Annotated in this window: 25 protein-coding genes; 14 read left to right on the forward strand and 11 right to left on the reverse strand. The window is 32.2% G+C overall.

Annotated elements, in window-relative coordinates; translation table 11 throughout:
• Window positions 1–39 precede the first annotated feature (39 nt).
• From ACFSX9_RS03565 to ACFSX9_RS03595, 7 genes are all read left to right on the forward strand, one after another.
• Complete coding sequence (locus ACFSX9_RS03565) at window positions 40–1191, forward strand: NAD(P)/FAD-dependent oxidoreductase (protein ID WP_379804493.1); 1152 nt, start codon at window positions 40–42, stop codon at window positions 1189–1191.
• Between the two features lie 40 nt (window positions 1192–1231).
• The gene (locus ACFSX9_RS03570) at window positions 1232–1936 is read left to right on the forward strand and encodes a methyltransferase domain-containing protein (protein WP_379804496.1); all 705 of its coding nucleotides are present in this window, start codon (window positions 1232–1234) and stop codon (window positions 1934–1936) included.
• 36 nt (window positions 1937–1972) lie between these two features.
• Complete coding sequence (locus ACFSX9_RS03575; protein WP_379804499.1) at window positions 1973–3025, forward strand: type III polyketide synthase; 1053 nt, start codon at window positions 1973–1975, stop codon at window positions 3023–3025.
• Between the two features lies 1 nt (window position 3026).
• Window positions 3027–3449, forward strand: coding sequence for a 3-hydroxyacyl-ACP dehydratase FabZ family protein (locus ACFSX9_RS03580; protein ID WP_379804502.1), 423 nt, complete (start codon window positions 3027–3029; stop codon window positions 3447–3449).
• Window positions 3450–3578: 129 nt separating this feature from the next.
• Entirely contained in the window at window positions 3579–4847 is a 1269-nt protein-coding gene (locus tag ACFSX9_RS03585; protein ID WP_379804505.1) for a beta-ketoacyl-[acyl-carrier-protein] synthase family protein, read from the forward strand.
• 50 nt (window positions 4848–4897) lie between these two features.
• A complete protein-coding gene (locus ACFSX9_RS03590; protein WP_379804507.1) occupies window positions 4898–5152 on the forward strand; it encodes an acyl carrier protein in 255 nt (84 codons plus the stop codon).
• A complete protein-coding gene (locus ACFSX9_RS03595) occupies window positions 5149–5628 on the forward strand; it encodes a 4'-phosphopantetheinyl transferase family protein (protein WP_379804510.1) in 480 nt (159 codons plus the stop codon). Before ACFSX9_RS03590 ends, ACFSX9_RS03595 begins: the two co-directional genes overlap by 4 nt.
• A 4-nt stretch (window positions 5629–5632) precedes the next feature.
• Here the strand turns inward: ACFSX9_RS03595 and ACFSX9_RS03600 are convergent, their stop codons facing one another.
• On the reverse strand, window positions 5633–6241 hold the full coding sequence (locus ACFSX9_RS03600; RefSeq protein WP_379804513.1) for a 3'-5' exonuclease: 609 nt from the start codon (window positions 6239–6241) through the stop codon (window positions 5633–5635).
• A 1-nt stretch (window position 6242) separates the two neighbouring features.
• Window positions 6243–8162, reverse strand: a complete 1920-nt coding sequence (locus ACFSX9_RS03605; protein WP_379804516.1) for a DUF294 nucleotidyltransferase-like domain-containing protein — start codon at window positions 8160–8162, stop codon at window positions 6243–6245.
• Window positions 8163–8340: 178 nt separating this feature from the next.
• Between ACFSX9_RS03605 and ACFSX9_RS03610 the strand changes: the two genes are divergently transcribed.
• From ACFSX9_RS03610 to ACFSX9_RS03635, 6 genes are all read left to right on the forward strand, one after another.
• Complete coding sequence (locus tag ACFSX9_RS03610; RefSeq protein WP_379804519.1) at window positions 8341–8709, forward strand: hypothetical protein; 369 nt, start codon at window positions 8341–8343, stop codon at window positions 8707–8709.
• 118 nt (window positions 8710–8827) lie between these two features.
• Entirely contained in the window at window positions 8828–9436 is a 609-nt protein-coding gene (locus tag ACFSX9_RS03615) for a YqaA family protein (RefSeq protein WP_379804522.1), read from the forward strand.
• Window positions 9433–9717, forward strand: coding sequence for a DUF3817 domain-containing protein (locus ACFSX9_RS03620; RefSeq protein WP_379804525.1), 285 nt, complete (start codon window positions 9433–9435; stop codon window positions 9715–9717). The genes ACFSX9_RS03615 and ACFSX9_RS03620 overlap by 4 nt, the downstream gene beginning before the upstream one ends.
• A gap of 3 nt (window positions 9718–9720) precedes the next feature.
• On the forward strand, window positions 9721–10971 hold the full coding sequence (locus ACFSX9_RS03625) for a mechanosensitive ion channel family protein (RefSeq protein ID WP_379804528.1): 1251 nt from the start codon (window positions 9721–9723) through the stop codon (window positions 10969–10971).
• A 56-nt stretch (window positions 10972–11027) separates the two neighbouring features.
• Window positions 11028–11420 carry a glyoxalase gene (locus tag ACFSX9_RS03630; RefSeq protein ID WP_379804531.1) on the forward strand — a complete coding sequence of 131 codons (393 nt, stop codon included), beginning with the start codon at window positions 11028–11030 and terminating at the stop codon, window positions 11418–11420.
• A 6-nt stretch (window positions 11421–11426) separates the two neighbouring features.
• A complete protein-coding gene (locus ACFSX9_RS03635; protein WP_379804533.1) occupies window positions 11427–11924 on the forward strand; it encodes a MepB family protein in 498 nt (165 codons plus the stop codon).
• Here the strand turns inward: ACFSX9_RS03635 and ACFSX9_RS03640 are convergent.
• Window positions 11914–12579: a DUF2461 domain-containing protein gene (locus ACFSX9_RS03640; RefSeq protein ID WP_379804536.1), complete on the reverse strand. Its 666-nt coding sequence runs from the start codon at window positions 12577–12579 to the stop codon at window positions 11914–11916. The two genes, ACFSX9_RS03635 and ACFSX9_RS03640, sit on opposite strands and share 11 nt — an antisense overlap.
• Before the next feature lie 4 nt (window positions 12580–12583).
• Window positions 12584–12973, reverse strand: a complete 390-nt coding sequence (locus tag ACFSX9_RS03645) for an acyl-CoA thioesterase (RefSeq protein ID WP_379804538.1) — start codon at window positions 12971–12973, stop codon at window positions 12584–12586.
• 84 nt (window positions 12974–13057) lie between these two features.
• Here ACFSX9_RS03645 and ACFSX9_RS03650 point away from each other — a divergent pair, with 84 nt between their 5' ends.
• On the forward strand, window positions 13058–13525 hold the full coding sequence (locus ACFSX9_RS03650) for a hypothetical protein (protein ID WP_379804541.1): 468 nt from the start codon (window positions 13058–13060) through the stop codon (window positions 13523–13525).
• Window positions 13526–13530: 5 nt separating this feature from the next.
• Here the strand turns inward: ACFSX9_RS03650 and hisIE are convergent, their stop codons facing one another.
• From hisIE to hisD, 7 genes are all read right to left on the reverse strand, one after another.
• Window positions 13531–14130: a bifunctional phosphoribosyl-AMP cyclohydrolase/phosphoribosyl-ATP diphosphatase HisIE gene (gene hisIE / locus ACFSX9_RS03655; RefSeq protein WP_379804544.1), complete on the reverse strand. Its 600-nt coding sequence runs from the start codon at window positions 14128–14130 to the stop codon at window positions 13531–13533.
• A 40-nt stretch (window positions 14131–14170) separates the two neighbouring features.
• A complete protein-coding gene (gene hisF / locus ACFSX9_RS03660; protein WP_379804547.1) occupies window positions 14171–14926 on the reverse strand; it encodes an imidazole glycerol phosphate synthase subunit HisF in 756 nt (251 codons plus the stop codon).
• Window position 14927: 1 nt separating this feature from the next.
• Complete coding sequence (gene hisA / locus ACFSX9_RS03665) at window positions 14928–15653, reverse strand: 1-(5-phosphoribosyl)-5-[(5-phosphoribosylamino)methylideneamino]imidazole-4-carboxamide isomerase (protein WP_379804550.1); 726 nt, start codon at window positions 15651–15653, stop codon at window positions 14928–14930.
• Between the two features lie 78 nt (window positions 15654–15731).
• On the reverse strand, window positions 15732–16313 hold the full coding sequence (hisH, locus tag ACFSX9_RS03670) for an imidazole glycerol phosphate synthase subunit HisH (protein ID WP_379804552.1): 582 nt from the start codon (window positions 16311–16313) through the stop codon (window positions 15732–15734).
• The gene (hisB, locus tag ACFSX9_RS03675) at window positions 16313–17452 is read right to left on the reverse strand and encodes a bifunctional histidinol-phosphatase/imidazoleglycerol-phosphate dehydratase HisB (RefSeq protein ID WP_379804555.1); all 1140 of its coding nucleotides are present in this window, start codon (window positions 17450–17452) and stop codon (window positions 16313–16315) included. The genes hisH and hisB overlap by 1 nt, the downstream gene beginning before the upstream one ends.
• A complete protein-coding gene (gene hisC, locus ACFSX9_RS03680) occupies window positions 17427–18494 on the reverse strand; it encodes a histidinol-phosphate transaminase (protein WP_379804557.1) in 1068 nt (355 codons plus the stop codon). The genes hisB and hisC overlap by 26 nt, the downstream gene beginning before the upstream one ends.
• 2 nt (window positions 18495–18496) lie before the next feature.
• On the reverse strand, window positions 18497–19777 hold the full coding sequence (gene hisD / locus ACFSX9_RS03685) for a histidinol dehydrogenase (protein WP_379804559.1): 1281 nt from the start codon (window positions 19775–19777) through the stop codon (window positions 18497–18499).
• Window positions 19778–19791 lie beyond the last annotated feature (14 nt).

The following is a 19791-nucleotide window of genomic DNA, read 5'->3' on the forward strand; positions in this document are numbered from 1 at the left end:
TTTTTTTTATTAAACATGTGTTAATAAAAATTGTTTGATATGTTTTCGCATAAAAATTCATACTTTAGTAAAATGAATGCAAGTAACGAAGTTTCTATAATTGGTGGCGGTTTAGCAGGATTAACAGCTGCTATAGATTTACTTAATAGAAATTTTAAAGTTGTTGTATTTGAAAAAAATGAATATCCAAAGCATAAAGTTTGCGGCGAATTCATATCCAACGAAGTTCTACCGTATTTAGAAAATTTAGGTTTAAATATCGATTCACTTCAACCAACACATATTTTTAAAACAGAGTTATCAACGCATTCTGGAAAGACAATTAAAGCAAAATTGCCTTTGGGTGGATTTGGTGTAAGTCGCTATAGGTTAGATTATTATTTATCAAAAAAAGTGCTAGATTTAGGAGGTAAAATTATTGTCGATAATGTACAAACTATCGATTATTTAGAAGATAATTTCACTATTACGACTCAAACAGATCAAATATTTCAATCAAAAGTTGTTTTAGGTGCTTTCGGTAAACGGTCTAATTTAGATATAGAATTGAAGCGAAAATTCATCCAACAGAAATCGCCTTGGTTGGGTGTAAAAGCACATTATTCAGGTGATTTTCCCAATGATATTGTTGGTTTGCATAATTTCAAAGGAGGTTATTGTGGTGTTTCTAAAGTTGAAAATAATGCAATTAATATTTGCTATTTAGTTCAATTTGAATCGTTTAAGAAATATAAAAATATAACTGATTTTCAAGAGAATGTACTTTATCAAAATAAAAATCTTGAAAAAATATTAAAAGAGAGTAAAATGATTTTTGACAATCCGCTAACGATCAGCCAAATTTCATTTGAAGACAAGCCAAAAATTGAAAACCACATTTTAATGTTGGGCGATTCGGCAGGTTTAATTCATCCTTTATGTGGAAACGGAATGGCAATGGCGATTCATAGTGCTAAAATAGCAAGCGAATTAGTAGGTGATTTTCTAAATAATAAAATTTCGAGAGTAAATTTAGAAGCCAGTTATACTTCAATCTGGAATAAAACGTTTAAAAACAGATTAAAGTTCGGAAAATTTTTATCCAAATTGCTCTTAAATCCGTATCTGTCTAAAGTAACAATGAATTTATTATTAGTATTTCCGTTTTTGTTGCCGATTATTATTAAGAAAACGCACGGAAATCCGATATAAATGGCATCAAAAAAAACAACTTCAAAAAACAATTTATAAAATGGCAATAAGCACGAAACAAAGAACTGAAGAAGAGGAATTTATGGATGATTTCGCGCTAGAAGGTGAGGAACTTCGTGATGCTTTGGATAAAATTGCTTCTATAAATCAGTTTTTAGGAGGAAATAAATTAACTTTACAAGGAGTCAAAAAGTTAATTCACACAAAAGATGAAATTACAATCGTAGATGTTGGTTGTGGAAATGGTGATATGTTGCGAGCTTTGGCTGATTTTGGAATAAAGAATAACTACAATTTCAAACTAATCGGAATTGATGCAAATGCTTTTACAATCGATTATGCCATCAGACTTTCCAAAGAATATCCAAATATAAGCTATAAATGCGAAGATATTTTTAGTGAACCTTTCAGTCAATTGAATTATGATATCGTATTGTGCACCTTAACATTACATCATTTTAAAAATGACCAAATAGACTACTTATTGCAATTATTTCACAAGCAAGCGCGAACAGGAATAGTCATAAATGATTTGCATCGAAATATAGTGGCTTACCGAGCGTTTCAATTAATTTGTTTCTTCTTTAGATTAAACAGAATGTCGAGAGAAGATGGTTTAATTTCCATTTTAAGAGGTTTTAAAAAACAAGAATTAATTGATTTTTCGGAACGAAATCAACTTAAAAATTATACAATTCACTGGAAATGGGCTTTTCGTTTTCAATGGATTATTAAAAAAGTCTAAATATCCAAAATCGGAATATCTGAAAATCTATATTTTATGTCAGTTAAAATAATAAATGTTGCTACTCAATTGCCCGATTTCTATCGAGAAACCAAGGATATCTTGCCTTTTTTAGATATTTGGTTAGCCAATCAAGACGATCGATTTAAGCGTAAAGTCAAAAAGATTTTTGAAGGAGCAAACGTGGATAAACGCTATTCTATAATGGATCCTGCGGAAGTCTTTTCGTTATATTCTTTTGAACAGCGAAACGCCATTTATGCACGAGAAATGATTGTTTTAGGTGAAAAAGTACTTAGAAAAGCTTTGGATAAAGCTAATTGGAAACCAGAAACGATCGATTATATTATTACGGTAAGTTGCACTGGAATTATGATTCCGTCTTTAGACGCGTATTTGATTAATAAATTGAATTTGCGTCAGGATGTCGTGCGTTTGCCCGTTACTGAAATGGGTTGCGTTGGTGGTGTTTCTGGAATTATTTATGCTAAAAATTTTCTTAAGGCAAATCCGAATAAAAGAGCCGTTGTTATTGCGGTCGAAAGTCCAACAGCTACTTTTCAGTTAGATGATTATTCGATGGCAAACATAGTGAGTGCAGCGATTTTTGGTGATGGAGCGGCTTGTGTTTTACTTTCATCGTATGAAGATGAAGTTGGACCCACAATTGTCGATGAAGCGATGTATCATTTCTACGATAAAGAAAATATGATGGGTTTTGAACTGACTAATAATGGTTTGAAGATGATTTTAGATATCGAAGTTCCCGATACGATCGAAGAACATTTCCCGGCTATAATTCATCCATTTTTAGAGCGAAATCAGTTAAAAATAGAAGATATCGATCACTTAATATTCCATCCGGGTGGAAAAAAAATCGTTAATTTAGTCGAAGGCTTATTTTCCGATTTAGGCAAAAATATTGATGATACAAAAGAAGTGCTTCGCTTGTATGGAAATATGTCGAGTGCCACGGTTTTATACGTTTTAGAACGAATAATGGCCAATCAACCAAGAGCCGGAGACAAAGGCGTAATGTTAAGTTTTGGACCTGGTTTTACAGCTCAAAGAGTTTTATTAGAATGGTAAAATGACAAAAGAAGAAATAATATCGAAATTACCTTATTCCAAACCTTTTTTATTTGTGGGCGAACTTTTAGTTGTCAATGAAAATGGAGTAGAAGGAAGCTTTACCTTTGATGAAAATTTAGATTTTTATAAAGGCCATTTTAAGAATAATCCCATTACGCCAGGCGTTATTTTAACGGAAACCATGGCTCAAATTGGACTAGTTTGTTTGGGAATTTATTTAAATGAAGGAAAAGAGATTCAAAATATAGGGTTTACATCTTCCGAAGTGGAATTTTTGAAACCTGTTTACCCAAATGAAAAAGTAACGGTTATTTCTGAAAAAATATATTACCGATTCGGTAAACTGAAATGTAAAGTCAAAATGTTAAACGAGAAAAGGGAAGAAGTTTGTTCAGGAATTTTAGCAGGAATGATTGTTTAAAAAGTTTGTATGTTCTAGGTTATACGTTGTAAGTTTTATGTTGATAATAAATAATAGTTTTTATGTTTTATTTTTGAAATTGTTCTTGAAATTGTCGTTGACATTGAATTTTGAAATTGCAATTGATTTATGAAAAAAAGAGTCGTTATAACAGGTTTAGGAATTGTTGCTCCAAATGGAGTAGGACTTGAGGCGTTTACGAATGCCATAAAAAACGGAATATCAGGCATTAAGTTTGATGCGGAATTAGAACGATTAAAATTTTCGTGTCAGATTTCGGGAACGCCACAAATTTCGGAAGAACTAAAAAGTCTGTATTTTTCGGATTTAGAATTACGAAATTTCAATTCAACGGGAATTTTATATGGCGTAATTGCGGGTTTAGATGCATGGAAAGACGCTGGCTTAGCAATTGAAAATAATGAAAATCCCGATTGGGAAACTGGAACGATTTTCGGAACAGGAACTTCGGGAATTGAGAAATTTAGGGAATCGATTTATAAAATTGACGCTTTTGAAACCAGAAGATTAGGAAGTACGGCAGTTGCACAAACTATGAACAGCGGAATTTCGGCTTATTTAGGTGGAAAATTAGGTTTAGGGAATCAAGTTACAACCAATTCATCGGCTTGTACAACAGGAACTGAAAGCATTTTAATGGGTTTTGAACGCATCCAACAAGGAAAAGCAAAACGAATGTTAGTCGGAAGCACGAGCGATTCTGGACCGTATATTTGGGGTGGATTCGATGCGATGAAAGTCTGTACTTTTAAACACAATAATTCACCTGAAAAAGGCTCACGGTCTATGAGTGCAACCGCTTCCGGATTTGTTCCAAGTAGTGGAGCAGGAGCGTTGGTACTAGAAGAATTAGAATCGGCTTTAGCTCGTGGAGCTCGAATATATGCCGAAATTTTAGGAGGAAATGTAAATTCGGGCGGACAACGTGGCGAAGGAACAATGACAGCTCCAAATTCGGTGGCCGTTCAAAAATGTATTACCGATGCTTTGAAAGATGCCAACGTAAATCCAAATGAAATTGATGCAATAAACGGGCATTTAACCGCGACTTCAAAAGACGCTTTAGAAATAAAAAATTGGAGCGAAGCTTTAAATCGAACAGGAATTGATTTTCCGTATATAAATTCGCTAAAATCAATGGTTGGACATTGTTTATCAGGTTCGGGAAGTGTGGAATCTGTGGCAACGGTGCTTCAAATTTATAATGATTTTATATTTCCAAATATAAATTGCGAAGATTTGAATGAAGAAATAAAATCAATTATTTCAGAGGATAAAATTCCACAAAAAATGATTCAAAAAGAACTAAATATCGTCGCAAAAGCGAGTTTTGGGTTTGGTGATGTAAATGGTTGCCTTATCTTTAAAAAGTATTAAAAAAGTATATTGTAAAGTGTATATTACACACTGATTTAAATAAAAAAAATATGAACAAAGAAGAAATTATAGAAAAATTGAAGCCCATCGTTAAGCCGTTTGTAAAGGACGAAACAGCTTTTAATTCAATTACCGAAAAAACGCATTTTATCACGGATTTGAACATCAATTCGGCCAATTTAGTAGATATTGTTTTAGATGTTGAAGAAGCCTTTGGAATTGAAATTGACAACGATTCAATGGAAAAAATGTTAGATTTAGGAAACACAATTGCGATCATTCAAACCAAATTAGCCGAAAAATGATTGGAAACGATGTAATAGATTTGGTGCTCGCCAAAAAAGAAAGCAATTGGAAACGCAAAGGCTTTCTAACTAAACTATTTACATCATTTGAGCAAGAATTAATCGCAATAGCAACAAATCAAGAAGAAATGGTTTGGACGCTTTGGAGTATAAAAGAAAGCGTTTACAAAGCTTACCAAAGAATTCAGTATAACGAAGGCTTTTATCCAACCAAAATACAAATATTAGAAATAAATGCTAAAAATGAATCTGTTATTCAGTTATTTGGAACTTTATTTTACGGAAAAACCACAAGTAATTCCGAGTTCATAAAAACAATTGTCGTTTTAAATAAAGCCGATTTTCAACGAATTGAAAAGCTAAATACTTCCGAATATAAAAAAGATGAAAAAGGCTTACCCATAACTTTAAATTCAAATAAACCAATATCCGTAAGCCATCACGGAAGATATAAAGAAATCATTGCTTTGAATTAATGCTTTAAATCTCTAGTTTTCGCTTCAATTTCAAAAACAACAAGGCTGTAATAAAAGCATCACCACTTGCAGTATGGCGATCTGACTTTTTAACTTTATAAATAGTGCATAATTCATCTAAAGAAATATGTTGCTCATAAGGTAAATACTTCAATTTCTGGTACATAATATCCGTATCCATTGATTGATTTTTCAGTTTACCCAAATCTAATCGTGCTAAACATTGATTGATCATTTCAATATCAAAATCAACGTGATGTCCTACTATTGTTGCATGTTTTACGAAATCTAAAAATCGAATCACCGCTTCAGCTTCTACGATTTTCTCTTCTTTTCCTTCTCTTAAAATTCCGTGAATAGGAACTGTTTCTGCTTTAAAAACATCTTGTTGCAGGAAAACCTCTAAATAATCATTGACAATTATTTCATTATGCTGAATGGCAACACCGCCAATCGACAAAATTCGATCCGATTTATAATCTAATCCTGTTGTTTCACAATCAAAAACCACGTAACGCTTCTCCTTGCTCTGATTTTCATCAAAGTAGGCGAGATAGGTTTCCCAAAATTTAGGATTTTCTTTTACTATTTTATTAAACCAATTCAACTTCATATTATGTAAAATAGGTTAATTGGAAACGATTTTTAATTACTTCTTGAATATCATTAATCGGTTGGAAATCATTCTTAAGTTTTAGTTTATCTAATTTAGATAACTCGTTTAAATTCAAATATCTACCATCAGAATCATTTTGCAAACCTTCTTCCGTTCTAAAATTTAATAATTCGGAAAAAGCATCGGCACAAGCTTCATAAATAGGAGCATTTTGAGGTTCTAATTCGGCTAATTTCGCATATCTTGAAAGTGTATTCGAAACATTTTTGATTCCTTTACTTAAGGCTAAAATTCTAGCAGAATCAATCAAAGGCATCAAAGCTCTTGCTTTTAAATCAAAAGTATCTTTATGTTCGCCGTCATTTTCAACTAAAAATTGCCTAAAGAATCCCAATGGTGGCGGATTCTTCAACGCATCCGCACCTAAATATGCGAAAAATAACTGATTATCATTCGTTTCTTCGTGAATCGTTTTGGTAATTGCATCAACCAAAGCTTCAGATCCATAAACAAAATCATAATCGAAAAAAATCGTGCAATGTAAAATACCTTTTTCGCCTGGCGTATTAATCCAACCTTTGAATTGATTTTGCCAATCCGTAACTGATTTACACCACAACGGATTACTTGCCATCATTCCGGCTGGACAATAAATATAGCCAACTTTATTCAGTGTTTTGGTAACTTTTTCGGCTAATTCTATATAATATTGTTTCACCGTATCGTATTGTTCTTCGGGAACATCTTCAAAAACAATCGCATTATCTTGATCCGTCATTAAAAGTTGCTCTTTTCGACCTTGACTTCCCATATTCATCCAAGCAAATTCGGTTGGAGGAGGAGTTCCTATTTTTTCAATCGCCAATTCAATCGCACGTGTAGTAATCGCTAAATTAATTTCACCAACAATCGAAGTAATGTGTTGAATAGGCACATTTTTATCCAAAGAATGCTGAATTAAATCGGACAACTTTAATCTAACTTCTTTTAAATCAGCTGATTTCATTGCTCTTTTACATTGTTTCAGCAAAACACCTGGATTATTGGCTTGAGCGACGACAATATCGTGTTCGGTAAGAATTCCCGTAATTTCTGAATCTCTTGATCCATCTTTGGTAACACATAAATGCGTGACATTGTTTTTCAACATCATAATTTGGGCTTCAGCCAAAGACAAATTATCGGCAACCGTAATTACTGGCGAAGACATAATTTTATCAATCGTAACGTCAATTCCGAATAAACCAGTAGCAATTTTGGAACGCAAATCTTTATCCGTTACAATACCAATTGGTTTTCTGTTTTCGTGAATAATAATACTTCCAATATGACTGCTAGACATCGTTTGCGCGACATATCGAACTATATCAGAGGGAGAAGCCGTGACTGGATTTTCAGTATATTTTATAGGTTGATAGTATTGAATTTCAGCATTTTGATCGTTATAAATAACATTTTCAGAAATTAATTTTCCCTTGTTATTTTTATCGTAAGGATTCCGAGTGTTTGAAGCAAAACTTTCTAATAAGAAGCTCAAAACAGGCGGATTTGATGCTACATAAGGTGTAAAAATGTCTATAGGAATCGCATAAACGATACTTTCTTCACGAGCTTTTGCCGTCATCAAATAATTATCCTTAGCAAAAAACGGACGCAAGCCTAAAATATCACCTTCATCACATTTATCAATTAAAACATCATCGCTGTCCGACGTTACAGATAATCCAATTGCACCCGAATTCACTACATAAAAAAAGCCGTGTGTAACATCATTTATTTTGAATAAAGTCTGATTTTTTTCAAGATATAAAACTTTAGAATTCTTAGCAATTTCTAATAAGTCAGCATATTGTAAACTCGAAAAAGGAGGATATTGCTTTAGAAAATCGGTAATACGTTCTGCTATAGAATTTTTCATAGAAAGTACATTTGATACGAAGGTACGAAATAAGGTTTGTTTACAAAAGTTGTATTCTTAAATATTCTATTTTACATAATGTATATTATAGTTCAATTATATAATATCTAAATAAGACTGAAAAACGTTTGTATTTATAGCTCAGAAAGTTTAGTTTTGTACCATTATCAAATAAGTCATGGAAAACAAACAAGCCCTTAAATTAATTGAAAAGATTCAAAAAGAGATATTACAAGATAAATTAGTTGTTGCTGATGCAGTAACCGATTTAAAGAAGTTAAGAGAAATCACTTTAGAATTAAACAATCCTGTTGTTACAAAAGCATTGCGTTTAGCGTACGAACATTTAGAATCTAACGATGCCTTTTTAATCGGAATTCCTGATGATGAGCCAGTTGACTCTAAAGATGCTGTTGTTGAAGCGAATATTTCTGAAGAGAATAATTTAGAAAGTTTAAACTACTTCTTAACATTGTTTACTGATTTAAGTAAGAAAAATAATCTGTTAGATTTAAAAGAATATAATAAGGCCTTTTTAGCGCTCTAATACATTCTATTTTACATAATATTTATAATTAATCGGTAGGATTTTTCTGCCGATTTTTTATTTTTTATTAACATATTATTGTCATATAATATGTTAGTTTTGCGTAAAATATATAATAATGTCTAAAGCTAAAAAGCCTAAATATAAATTATTACATCAGTACTATAAATATACTGGTTTTTATTCCTTCATTTGGGAAGGTATTCGTAAGGCTATTATTCCAACCGCTATAATTGTGGCTGTTTTATTCTATGTTAATTATCAGGTAATTAACCTGAACGAAGGGTTAATGTATATTACTAAAAACTTTAGTGATTTCTTTATTTTCACTGTTTTCTTAGCTTCTGAAACAATCTTAGGATTAATTCCACCCGATATTTTTATCGCTTGGACAAAAAATACGGACACTCCTCTACTCTATTTAACCATTTTAGCTTTCCTATCTTATTTAGGAGGTGTAATTGCATATTTTATGGGAATGGGGATCGCTGCTATTCCTTCTGTGAATAAGTATTTGTATGGAAAAATGACAAAACACATTATAAACATGCAAAAATGGGGCGGTTTCTTAATTGCTGTTGGGGCATTATTACCTTTGCCATTTGCTATTGCGTGTTTGGCAGCAGGAATGATTAATTTCTCAAGAAAACATTTCTTCTTGTTCGCTTTGTTGCGTTTTGGACGTTTTATAATTTATGGATTTATAATATATTCTGCTTTATCATGATGAAATCTTTTAGATCAATTGCTTTATTAGAAGGAATTTCTACTCTTGCTTTATATTTTTTTGCAATGCCAATGAAATATATTGCTAACGATCCTATTTATGTGAAAAACATAGGTATGGCTCACGGAATTCTTTTTGTATTGTACATTATTTTTGCTATCTTGAACAAAAGCCAACAAAAATGGACGATGAAAGAATTTGCAATCATTTGCATTGCATCGTTATTTCCATTTGGCACTTTTTATATCGATAAAAAGTACTTACAACCTAAAGAAGCATAAAATTTGAAAATATTCAATTGGGCATACCAGCTATTCAAACATTTAGATTTTAGTAACGATGTTTCGCTTTACCTAAATTTGATTGTAAATCTTATTATTTTAATAGCGGTTTCCTTTTTATTGGATTTTATTTTCAAAAAAATATTTATTGTTATTTTAGCAATTGTTGCGACTCAAACTAGATCCACTTTTGACGATTTTTTGATTGCCAATAAAACAGCTAAATACATTGCACATTTGGTTCCGTTTATTTTTATTTCAAAAACGGTTCCAGTTATTTTGAGCGAATTTACATACTGGGAAGATTTCTTTGAAAAAGGAGTAAAAATTTATATAGTTATAATTTTCCTTTGGATTATTCGAAGTATTTTTAATTCATTAAAAGATTATTTAAAGAACAAACCTAGATTTAGCGACAAACCAATCGATAGTTACATTCAAGTGATTATGATTATTTTGTGGATCTTCGGAATTACTGCTTTAGTGCTAATTATGTTTAACACGACGATGAAGACGTTGTTGACTACTTTTGGAGCAATTTCAGCCTTAATTTTCTTAATTTTTAAAGATACTATACTTGGATTTGTAGCAAGTATTCAGGTTTCCGTGAACGACATGGTTCGAATTGGCGACTGGATTACAATGGATAAATTTGGTGCCGATGGTGATGTAATTGAAATCAATTTAGCTACTGTGAAAGTTCGAAATTTCGATAATACAACCACAACAATCCCCACATATAGTTTAATTTCAGATAGTTTTAAGAACTGGCGAGGAATGACAAAGTCTGGAGGAAGACGTATTAAAAGACATATTTTAATCAAAGCACATTCTGTAAGATTTGTTACACCAGAGGAAGTTGAACACTATAAAGAAATCCATCATTTAACATCTTACATTACACACAGACAAGCTGACATTGATAAATTTAATACCTTAAACAACATCAATAAATCTAATATTGTAAATGGTAGAAATTTGACTAATTTAGGTTTATTTCGAAAATATATCAATCAATATATTGTTTCACATCCTGGAATTAATAAGGATATGATTATGATGGTGAGGCATTTACAACCGACTGAAAATGGTATTCCTTTAGAAATCTATTGTTTCTCAAAAGACAAGCAATGGGCTAATTATGAACATATTATGGCGGACATTGTGGATCATACAATGGCTTCGATTCCTTACTTTGACTTAGAAGTTTTTGAAATCATTAGTACTACGAATCCTAAACTAAATAATTTATAAACCTTCAAGAAATTGGAGGTTTTTTATTTCTACCTTTAACTATTAATATAAGTGATATGAAAACAAAAGACGAAGCAATTTTAGAACTTAGAGGAACTGCACTAGGAATAGTTAACGAAGATTCAAGTGTTGAAGAACGCTTTCAAAATGAAATCTTACGTCCGATTTTAAAACTTCAAAACGACTTACTTTTGGAAGTTTTTATAAATTATGCAAAAACACAAAAAGATTTATTTTTTACATTATCGTTGTCTAAAAAACAACTTTATATTGAAAATGCACTACAAAAAGACGTAAAATTCAGCAATTCTTTAAAAGGAATGATTATCGGTTTTTTTACGATTGCTGAATATAAAGAATACAGTCAAAACACTTCTAATATCAATAAGAGAATGACAAATTTATTGACGGAACGTTTTAAAAGTCAAATGCAACTAATTGAAAAATAATATATTATGATATTTGCTGAAGTAAGTTTATTGGAACAAGAGTGCTATACTAATTGTGAATTCACTATTAAAAACACAATTCTTGATCCCGAAAGTATTGAATATAATGCTAGTTCGTTTCTTTTAAACGGAAACAAAGTTATTTATCGAAAATCAAAAGAAACTCCTAAAAAATTGGGTCAATTTGTTACTTTTTGGAAAAGAAGTGAACTTGGACCTATTGAACCCTACAACGAAAATGACGATTTCGACTTCTTCGTCATTAATTGTTCTACCGAAACTGATTTTGGGCAATTCGTATTTCCTAAATCCATTTTAATTAAAAAAGGAATTATTTCTTCGACTAAAAAAGATGGAAAACGCGGTTTTAGGGTTTATCCAAGTTGGGAATTAACAGTCAGCAAGCAAGCCCAAAAAACACAGTTGTGGCAAAATAAATATTTCGTACAACTATCTGAAACTATGGATATAGATTCTTTAAAAAAGTTATTTCTTAATAAATAGATTCGCCATTTAAATCGGTGCTAAGCACTTCACTGATGTAATCAAAAAATGGTCGCATTGCTTCAAATGTCTTCAATACTTCCTCTTGAAAATGTGGAGCTAAAACTTCTTTATCCGAAAAATTACGCGTAAGTAAATATTGCTTCTTACGAAGTAAATCAATAGCAGGATGCGTTTTATCAAATCCTTTTGGAGCGGTTTTCAACTCCTCGCCTTTCAATTCTTGGAAATAATTTTGAAATGTTTTATCGGCAATAAGTGTTCTGATTTCTTCATCATCCAATTCAATTTCCTTTCTTATTCGATATAAATCAGCAGGATTTGGTTCCCAAAAACCACCGCCTACAAAACTTGCTCCAGGTTCAATGTGCAAATAATAACCACCACGAAGTAAAGGTTTAGTTCGCGTAAAACCGGCACTAAAATGATTTTTATAAGGTAATTTGTTTTTAGAAAATCGCACATCACGGTAAATTCTAAAAATCTGAGTACGTTCAATACTGTCAACTTTTCCTAAAGCTGTTCCCACTTCGGTAAAAAACTCCTTTGCAATTTTTTGTTCGTTTTCGAAGGTTTTCTTATTTTCAGCAAACCATTCACGATTGTTATTTTCTTGAAGAATACTTAGAAATTCTAACACTGACTTTTGTACCATAGTTTTATTTTTTGAAGCGATCGTCAACAAATTCGATTTGAGTTTTTCCGTGTGCTTTTGGTTTTTCGTCATCACCTAAATTCACCATGGTAATATTTTCAATCGTAATGATTGTAGCACGAGTCATCATATTTCGTACTTCACATTTCAGCACTAAGGAAGATCTTCCAAACTTAACCACATCGATACCGATTTCAACTATATCGCCTTGTCTTGCAGCACTTGTAAAATTTATTTCACTCATATATTTGGTTACAACTTTAGCATTTTCTAATTGAACAATCGCATATAAAGCAGCTTCTTCGTCAATCCACGCTAGTAATTTACCTCCAAAAAGAGTTCCGTTTGCATTTAAATCTTCGGGTTTAATCCATTTTCTTGTATGAAATCTCATTTTTATTTTAAAGATACAAAAGTTTAAGAAAAGTTAGATATATTTGAGGAATTTAACTACTGTTAGTTATTTGAAATTAAATATATGACGCTAATTTTAGAAAATGCTCTTGATTTTAAAAGGTTTAAAAATGTATTTTTTTTAAATCTAATTTTATCATTGCTTTTATTTGGTTTCCTTTTTTCTGAAGAAAGTACCTCTAAAATTATAATATTTTCTCTATCGTTAATTTGTTTGACTCTTACTTTCCTATTATTTAGTAAAAAAGGATTGATTTGCAATAATGAAAATGTTATAAAAATAATCTCATTGTTCGGTATTATTATTAAAATTAAGCATTTCCAATTATACAAAAATTCTCACCTAAATCACAAAAAATTTATTAGTAGTAATAACTATCAAGCTCATCATATTTTTGACAGAACTTTTCACGTAGAAGAAAACTTTTTTGTTCTGTATTTAAACGAACAGAATTTAAGCACTTTACATTCACAAGATAAATTTGATCAAGCATTAAGTTTTATAGAGTCGAATTCAAATCTAATGTTATAATTAATCTACTTCTCCCTTCCTTTTAAAACTTCTACCACATCATTCAACTGAAACCCTTTTGCTTGTAGTAAAATCAAATAGTGAAATAATAAATCGGCACTCTCAGATAAGAATAAATCATCATTATTATCTTTAGCTTCAATCACAACTTCAACAGCTTCTTCGCCCACTTTCTGAGCAATTTTATTGATTCCTTTAGCAAATAATGAAGCTACATAACTTGTTTCGGCATCAGCATTTTCTTTGCGTTCTTTTATTGTTTTTTCCAATTTCGAAATAAATCCATACTCTTGATTGTTATCATCTTGCCAACACGTATCTAAACCTGTGTGGCAAGTTGGTCCAACAGGATTTACTTGAATTAAAAGCGTATCATTGTCGCAATCATTTTTGATGGAAATCAATTCTAAGAAGTTGCCACTCTCCTCGCCTTTTGTCCAATATCTATTTTTAGAACGACTGAAAAAAGTTACTTTTTTTGTTTCTAAAGTTTTATCAATCGCTTCTTGATTCATGTAACCCAACATCAAAACATTTTTAGTTTCATTGTCTTGAATTATCGCTGGAATAAGGTTGTCTGTGTTTTTTGTGAAGTCTATTTTCATATTATTTTTGCCTCGAAGGCTCTAAGTCACTAAGTTGTTTTTATAATCTAACTGCTATTTTTCTATCCTCTAAAAACTGTTTCAAAACTGGAATTTCAATTTCTTGAAAATGAAAAACGCTTGCTGCTAATGCTGCGTCAGCTTTTCCTATTGTGAAAGTGTCTGCGAAATCTTGCATTGTTCCAGCACCGCCCGAAGCAATGATTGGAATATTAACCAATTCTGATAATTTTGCTAAAGCTTCATTTGCAAAGCCGTTTTTTGTACCGTCATTATCCATCGAAGTAAATAAAATTTCGCCTGCTCCTCTTTGTTCCACTTCTTTTGCCCAATCGAAAAGGTTTAAGGTAGTCGCTTCTTTTCCACCAACTAAATGGACTATCCAATCGTTATTGATCTTTTTAGCATCGATTGCAACCACAACACATTGACTTCCAAAAGCTGTTGCTAATTCGTTGATTAGCTCCGGTCTTTTTACGGCTGATGAATTAATAGAAACTTTATCTGCACCATTTTTGAGTAAGATTTCAACATCTTCAATTGATGAAATTCCACCACCAACGGTAAACGGAATATTAATGTTTTGTGCTACTTTTCGAACCAAATCAACTAAGGTTTTTCTGCGTTCTTCTGTTGCTGAAATATCTAAAAACACAAGTTCGTCCGCTCCTGTTTCTGCATATTTTTTAGCCAATTCTACTGGATCTCCTGCATCTTTCAAATCTACAAAATTAACACCTTTTACGGTTCTTCCGTTTTTGATATCTAAACAAGGAATTATTCTTTTCGTAAGCATATTATTGTTTTAAAATGAAGTTTTCTAATTGTTTTAAAGTAATTCGGCCTTCGTAAATGGCTTTTCCGATGATTGTACCTTCGCAACCTAATTCGGCTAATTTTGGTAATTCATCAAAAGTGGAAATTCCGCCAGAAGCAATTAGTTTTACACTTTTACAACTTGAAAGAATATCTTTATAGAGGTCAAAACTCGGACCTTCAAGCATTCCATCTTTTGCGATATCGGTACAAATAACATAAGAAATTCCTTCTTTTTGATAGTTTTGAATGAACGGAATTACTTCTTCGTTACTTTCTTCCAACCAACCTGAAACCGCTATTTTTCTATTGTTTGCATCAGCTCCTAATATGATTTTATTAGAACCAAAAGTTGCTATCCAGTTTTTAAAAACATCAGGATTTTTCACTGCAATACTTCCGCCTGTAATCTGATTGGCACCACTTTCAAACGCAATTTTTAAATCGGCATCCGACTTTAATCCACCACCAAAATCGATTTTTAATTTGGTTTTCGAAGCTATTTGTTCTAATATTTTATAATTTACAATCTGGCTCGATTTCGCTCCGTCTAAATCTACTAAATGTAAATATTCGATTCCGCTGTCTTCGAAAGATTTCGCAACTTCAAGCGGATTTTCGTTGTATATTTTTTTGGTAGTGTAATCGCCTTTCGACAAGCGAACACATTTTCCGTCAATTATATCTATGGCTGGGATGATTCTCATTTTCAATGTCAAATTTAATTTTTGCAACACAGATTGGATAAATTTCTAAAATTTTTAAAATCTGTGTTGTAATCTATATTATAGTGTTAAAAAGTTTTTTATAATTTGTTCGCCTGCTTTTCCACTTTTTTCGGGATGAAACTGAACGCCGTAAAAGTTATTCTTTTGCAAAGCACTTGCATAGTCGAATTCGTAATTGGTGGAAGCGATCATTTCTGCACATATTGGTGCATAATAGCTGTGAACCAAATACATATACTCATTTTCTTTGGTATTTTTAAACAAGTCGGAATTCAAATTATTGATTTTATTCCAACCCATTTGTGGCACTTTTACAGCATTAGAAAAGCGTTGAACATCGACGTCAAAAATCCCTAATCCTTTAGTGTTTCCTTCTTCCGAACTATTGCACATCAATTGCATTCCCAAGCAAATTCCTAAAACAGGTTGTGTTAAATTGGGAATGATTTCAGCTAAACCTGAAGCTTTTAATTTTTTCATTGCACTGCTCGCCTCGCCAACACCAGGAAAAATTACTTTATCAGCCGATTGAATAAACGCAACATCGTTCGTCAAAATCCCTTCAAAACCCAATCGTTCTAAGGCAAATTGAATACTTTGAATGTTTCCAGCGCCGTAATCTATAATCGCAATCTTCATTATAGCATTCCTTTTGTGGATGGTAAAATCATTTTTTCGGTATCGCGTTTTACGGCAACTTTTATAGCTTTTGCAAAGGCTTTAAAAATCGCTTCAATTTTGTGGTGTTCGTTTGATCCCTCACATTTGATGTTCAAATTGGCTTTTGCACCGTCTGTAAACGATTTGAAGAAGTGAAAAAACATCTCGGTTGGCATTTTTCCAATCATTTCTCGTTTGAATTCGGTTTCCCAAACCAACCAATTTCTACCACCAAAATCAATTGCCACCTGGGCTAAACAATCGTCCATTGGTAAACAAAATCCGTAGCGTTCAATTCCTAATTTGTTTCCTAAAGCTGTGGCGAAAACTTCTCCAAGTGCAATTGCCGTGTCTTCAATTGTGTGGTGTTCGTCGACTTCTAAATCGCCTTTGACTTGAATGTCTAAATCCATTTGTCCGTGACGAGCAATTTGGTCCAACATATGATCAAAAAATGAAATTCCGGTGTCGATGTTACTTTTTCCTGTTCCGTCTAAATTCAATTGTATGAAAATATCCGTTTCATTCGTTTTTCTTGTGATTGAAGCTGTTCTTTCGTCTAACTTTAAGAACTCATAGATTTGTTTCCAATCTGTTGTTTGTAAAGCGATTACGTTTTGCAATTCTTCTACCGAAGCAACAATTTCACTTCCACCTAAGTCAGCTTCGTTTTTAATAAAAATAGCTTTCGAACCTAAATTTTTTGCTAATTCTACATCGGTAATTCGGTCGCCAATCACATAAGAATTGGCCAAGTCATAATCTGAATTATTCAAATATTTTGTTAGCATTCCAGTTCTTGGCTTTCGAGTTGGTGCATTATCTTCCGGGAAACTTCGATCTATAAATATTTCATCGAACTTAACTGATTCATTTTCAAAAGCTTTCAAGATAAAATTTTGAGTTGGCCAAAAAGTATCTTCGGGAAAACTTGAAGTTCCTAAACCATCTTGATTCGTTATCATTACCAATTCGAAATCTAATTCTTGAGCAATTTTACTCATATATTGAAAAGCTTTCGGATAAAATTCTAATTTGGTTAAACTGTCTAATTGATAATTTTCGGGTTCTAACACTAAAGTGCCGTCTCTATCAATAAATAATACTTTTTTGGACATTGTTTATGGATTTTATTAATTCAAATACTTGTTCGTTCTCTTCTTTTGTTCCGATGCTAATTCTAAGGCAGTTTTCGCACAAAGGCTGATTGCTTCGGTTTCTAACCACTACTCCATTTTCTAAAAATTGATTGTATCGAAAATTAGCATCATCTACTTTTATTAATATAAAATTGGCGTCTGATGGATATATTTTCTCAACAAATTCGCAAGTTTCAAGCAGTTCAACCAATTTTTTTCTTTCTGAAATTATTTTTTTTACCTGAGCTGGCATTGTGCTTTGTAACAGCTTTTTTACGGCCGTATCTTGGGAAAGACCATTAATATTATAAGGTGGTTTTATCTTGTTCAAAACCGTAATAATTTCTTTGGAAGCATACAAAATACCAATGCGTAAACCAGCCATTGCGTAAGCTTTTGAAAGCGTTTGTGTGATTATTAGATTTGGAAAATCATTCAACACACTCAACCAACTCTGATCTTCAGAAAAATCTATATAAGCTTCGTCTAAAACCACTAATCCATTAAAACTATTTAAGATTTTAATTACAGAAGAATCTGTAAATGAATTTCCTGTTGGGTTATTCGGCGAACATAAAAAGATAATTTTCGTATTTTCATCCACAGCATTTAAAATCGCATCGACATTAGGCTGAAAATCCTCATTTAATAGTACTTCACGATTTTCTATCGCATTAACGGAAGCTAAAACGCTATACATTCCGTATGTTGGCGGTAAAGTGATTATGTTATCTTTATTCGGTTCGCAAAAAGCTCTGTAAACTAAATCTAAGACTTCGTCACTTCCATTACCTAATAAAATAGACTCTTTTGGAACGTTATTTTTGTCTGAAATTATTAATTTCAATTCTTTTTGTTGCGGATCTGGATAACGATTCATTCCGTTAGAAAACGGATTTTCATTAGCGTCTAAATAAATCATATTTAATGTGAAATTCTCAAATTCATCTCTAGCCGAAGAATAAGGTTTCATATTTTTTACGTTAGCCCGAGTAATGGCTTCTAAATTAAAATTCGTCATAATTATTTCTGATTTAAACGTAATGTAACTGCATTTTTGTGGGCTTGTAAACCTTCAGCTTCTGCCATAACCTCAATGGCTTTTCCAATATTTTGTATGCCTTCTTGGGTAATTTTCTGAAAAGTCATTGCTTTTAGGAAACTGTCTAAGTTTACACCGCTATAACTTTTTGAATAACCATTTGTTGGCAAGGTGTGATTGGTTCCCGAAGCATAATCTCCAGCACTTTCTGGTGTATAGTTTCCGATGAAAACTGATCCTGCATTTTCAATCTTGTCCACAAAAAAATCTTCATTTTTAGAACAAACAATAAAATGTTCTGGACCATATTCGTTAATTAAATCCAAAGCCATTTGTTCTGTTTCTACATAAATTAACTTCGAATTATTGATTGCAACTTGAGCTATTTCTTGTCTTGGCAGTTCTTTTAGTTGTTTGTAAACTTCCTCTTCAACGTCATTTAAAAGATTTTTATTAGTAGTAACCAAAATTACTTGGCTATCTTTTCCGTGTTCGGCTTGACTCAATAAATCAGAAGCAACGAATTTTGGATTTGACGTTTCATCTGCGTAAACTAACAGTTCGCTTGGTCCGGCTGGCATATCAATTGCAACCCCGTTTTGAGAAGCAAATTGTTTAGCAATCGTTACGAATTGATTTCCTGGTCCAAATATTTTATATACTTTCGGAATTGTCGCTGTACCAAATGTCATTCCGGCAATGGCTTGAATTCCTCCAACTTTATATAATTTAGTCACGCCACATAATTCTGCCGTGTATAAAATGGCCGGATTAATTTTTCCGTTTCTATCGGGTGGCGTACACATTACAATTTCTTTGCAACCTGCAATTTTAGCTGGAACTGCCAACATTAAAACAGTTGAAAATAAAGGAGCTGTTCCACCAGGAATATATAAACCTACTTTTTGAATCGCACGTTTTTCTTGCCAACAAGTTACGCCAATTGTAGTTTCAATTTCTATTTTTTCCGTTTTTTGTGCTTGGTGAAAGTTGTAGATATTTGATTTGGCCAGTTGAATAGCTTCTTTCAATTCGGTAGAAATCTCATTTTTAGCTGAAGCTATTTCTTCAGCAGATACTTGAATAACCTCCAAATTTACATTATCGAAAAAAGAAGCGTATTTGATGATGGCTTGATCGCCTTTAGTTTGGACTTCTTTGAAAATTTGTTTTACCGTTTCTTCAACATCGGTGAAGGTTTGCGTTGGTCTTTTGCAAAGTGTAGACCAAGTTTCGGGTTGTGGATTGTATATTTTATTCATTTTAAATTTCTTAT

Origin of the sequence: Flavobacterium ardleyense, from assembly GCF_042686085.1 — a bacterium.
GTDB lineage: Bacteria > Bacteroidota > Bacteroidia > Flavobacteriales > Flavobacteriaceae > Flavobacterium > Flavobacterium ardleyense.

Bases quoted from the DNA above. Each gene is read 5' to 3' on its own strand.
- ACFSX9_RS03565 (WP_379804493.1), top strand. From the start codon at position 40: ATGTTTTCGCATAAAAATTCATACTTTAGTAAAATGAATGCAAGTAAC.
- ACFSX9_RS03570 (WP_379804496.1), top strand. From the start codon at position 1,232: ATGGCAATAAGCACGAAACAAAGAACTGAAGAAGAGGAATTTATGGAT.
- ACFSX9_RS03575 (WP_379804499.1), top strand. From the start codon at position 1,973: ATGTCAGTTAAAATAATAAATGTTGCTACTCAATTGCCCGATTTCTAT.
- ACFSX9_RS03580 (WP_379804502.1), top strand. From the start codon at position 3,027: ATGACAAAAGAAGAAATAATATCGAAATTACCTTATTCCAAACCTTTT.
- ACFSX9_RS03585 (WP_379804505.1), top strand. From the start codon at position 3,579: ATGAAAAAAAGAGTCGTTATAACAGGTTTAGGAATTGTTGCTCCAAAT.
- ACFSX9_RS03590 (WP_379804507.1), top strand. From the start codon at position 4,898: ATGAACAAAGAAGAAATTATAGAAAAATTGAAGCCCATCGTTAAGCCG.
- ACFSX9_RS03595 (WP_379804510.1), top strand. From the start codon at position 5,149: ATGATTGGAAACGATGTAATAGATTTGGTGCTCGCCAAAAAAGAAAGC.
- ACFSX9_RS03600 (WP_379804513.1), bottom strand. From the start codon at position 6,241: ATGAAGTTGAATTGGTTTAATAAAATAGTAAAAGAAAATCCTAAATTT.
- ACFSX9_RS03605 (WP_379804516.1), bottom strand. From the start codon at position 8,162: ATGAAAAATTCTATAGCAGAACGTATTACCGATTTTCTAAAGCAATAT.
- ACFSX9_RS03610 (WP_379804519.1), top strand. From the start codon at position 8,341: ATGGAAAACAAACAAGCCCTTAAATTAATTGAAAAGATTCAAAAAGAG.
- ACFSX9_RS03615 (WP_379804522.1), top strand. From the start codon at position 8,828: ATGTCTAAAGCTAAAAAGCCTAAATATAAATTATTACATCAGTACTAT.
- ACFSX9_RS03620 (WP_379804525.1), top strand. From the start codon at position 9,433: ATGATGAAATCTTTTAGATCAATTGCTTTATTAGAAGGAATTTCTACT.
- ACFSX9_RS03630 (WP_379804531.1), top strand. From the start codon at position 11,028: ATGAAAACAAAAGACGAAGCAATTTTAGAACTTAGAGGAACTGCACTA.
- ACFSX9_RS03635 (WP_379804533.1), top strand. From the start codon at position 11,427: ATGATATTTGCTGAAGTAAGTTTATTGGAACAAGAGTGCTATACTAAT.
- ACFSX9_RS03640 (WP_379804536.1), bottom strand. From the start codon at position 12,579: ATGGTACAAAAGTCAGTGTTAGAATTTCTAAGTATTCTTCAAGAAAAT.
- ACFSX9_RS03645 (WP_379804538.1), bottom strand. From the start codon at position 12,973: ATGAGATTTCATACAAGAAAATGGATTAAACCCGAAGATTTAAATGCA.
- ACFSX9_RS03650 (WP_379804541.1), top strand. From the start codon at position 13,058: ATGACGCTAATTTTAGAAAATGCTCTTGATTTTAAAAGGTTTAAAAAT.
- hisIE (WP_379804544.1), bottom strand. From the start codon at position 14,130: ATGAAAATAGACTTCACAAAAAACACAGACAACCTTATTCCAGCGATA.
- hisF (WP_379804547.1), bottom strand. From the start codon at position 14,926: ATGCTTACGAAAAGAATAATTCCTTGTTTAGATATCAAAAACGGAAGA.
- hisA (WP_379804550.1), bottom strand. From the start codon at position 15,653: ATGAGAATCATCCCAGCCATAGATATAATTGACGGAAAATGTGTTCGC.
- hisH (WP_379804552.1), bottom strand. From the start codon at position 16,313: ATGAAGATTGCGATTATAGATTACGGCGCTGGAAACATTCAAAGTATT.
- hisB (WP_379804555.1), bottom strand. From the start codon at position 17,452: ATGTCCAAAAAAGTATTATTTATTGATAGAGACGGCACTTTAGTGTTA.
- hisC (WP_379804557.1), bottom strand. From the start codon at position 18,494: ATGACGAATTTTAATTTAGAAGCCATTACTCGGGCTAACGTAAAAAAT.
- hisD (WP_379804559.1), bottom strand. From the start codon at position 19,777: ATGAATAAAATATACAATCCACAACCCGAAACTTGGTCTACACTTTGC.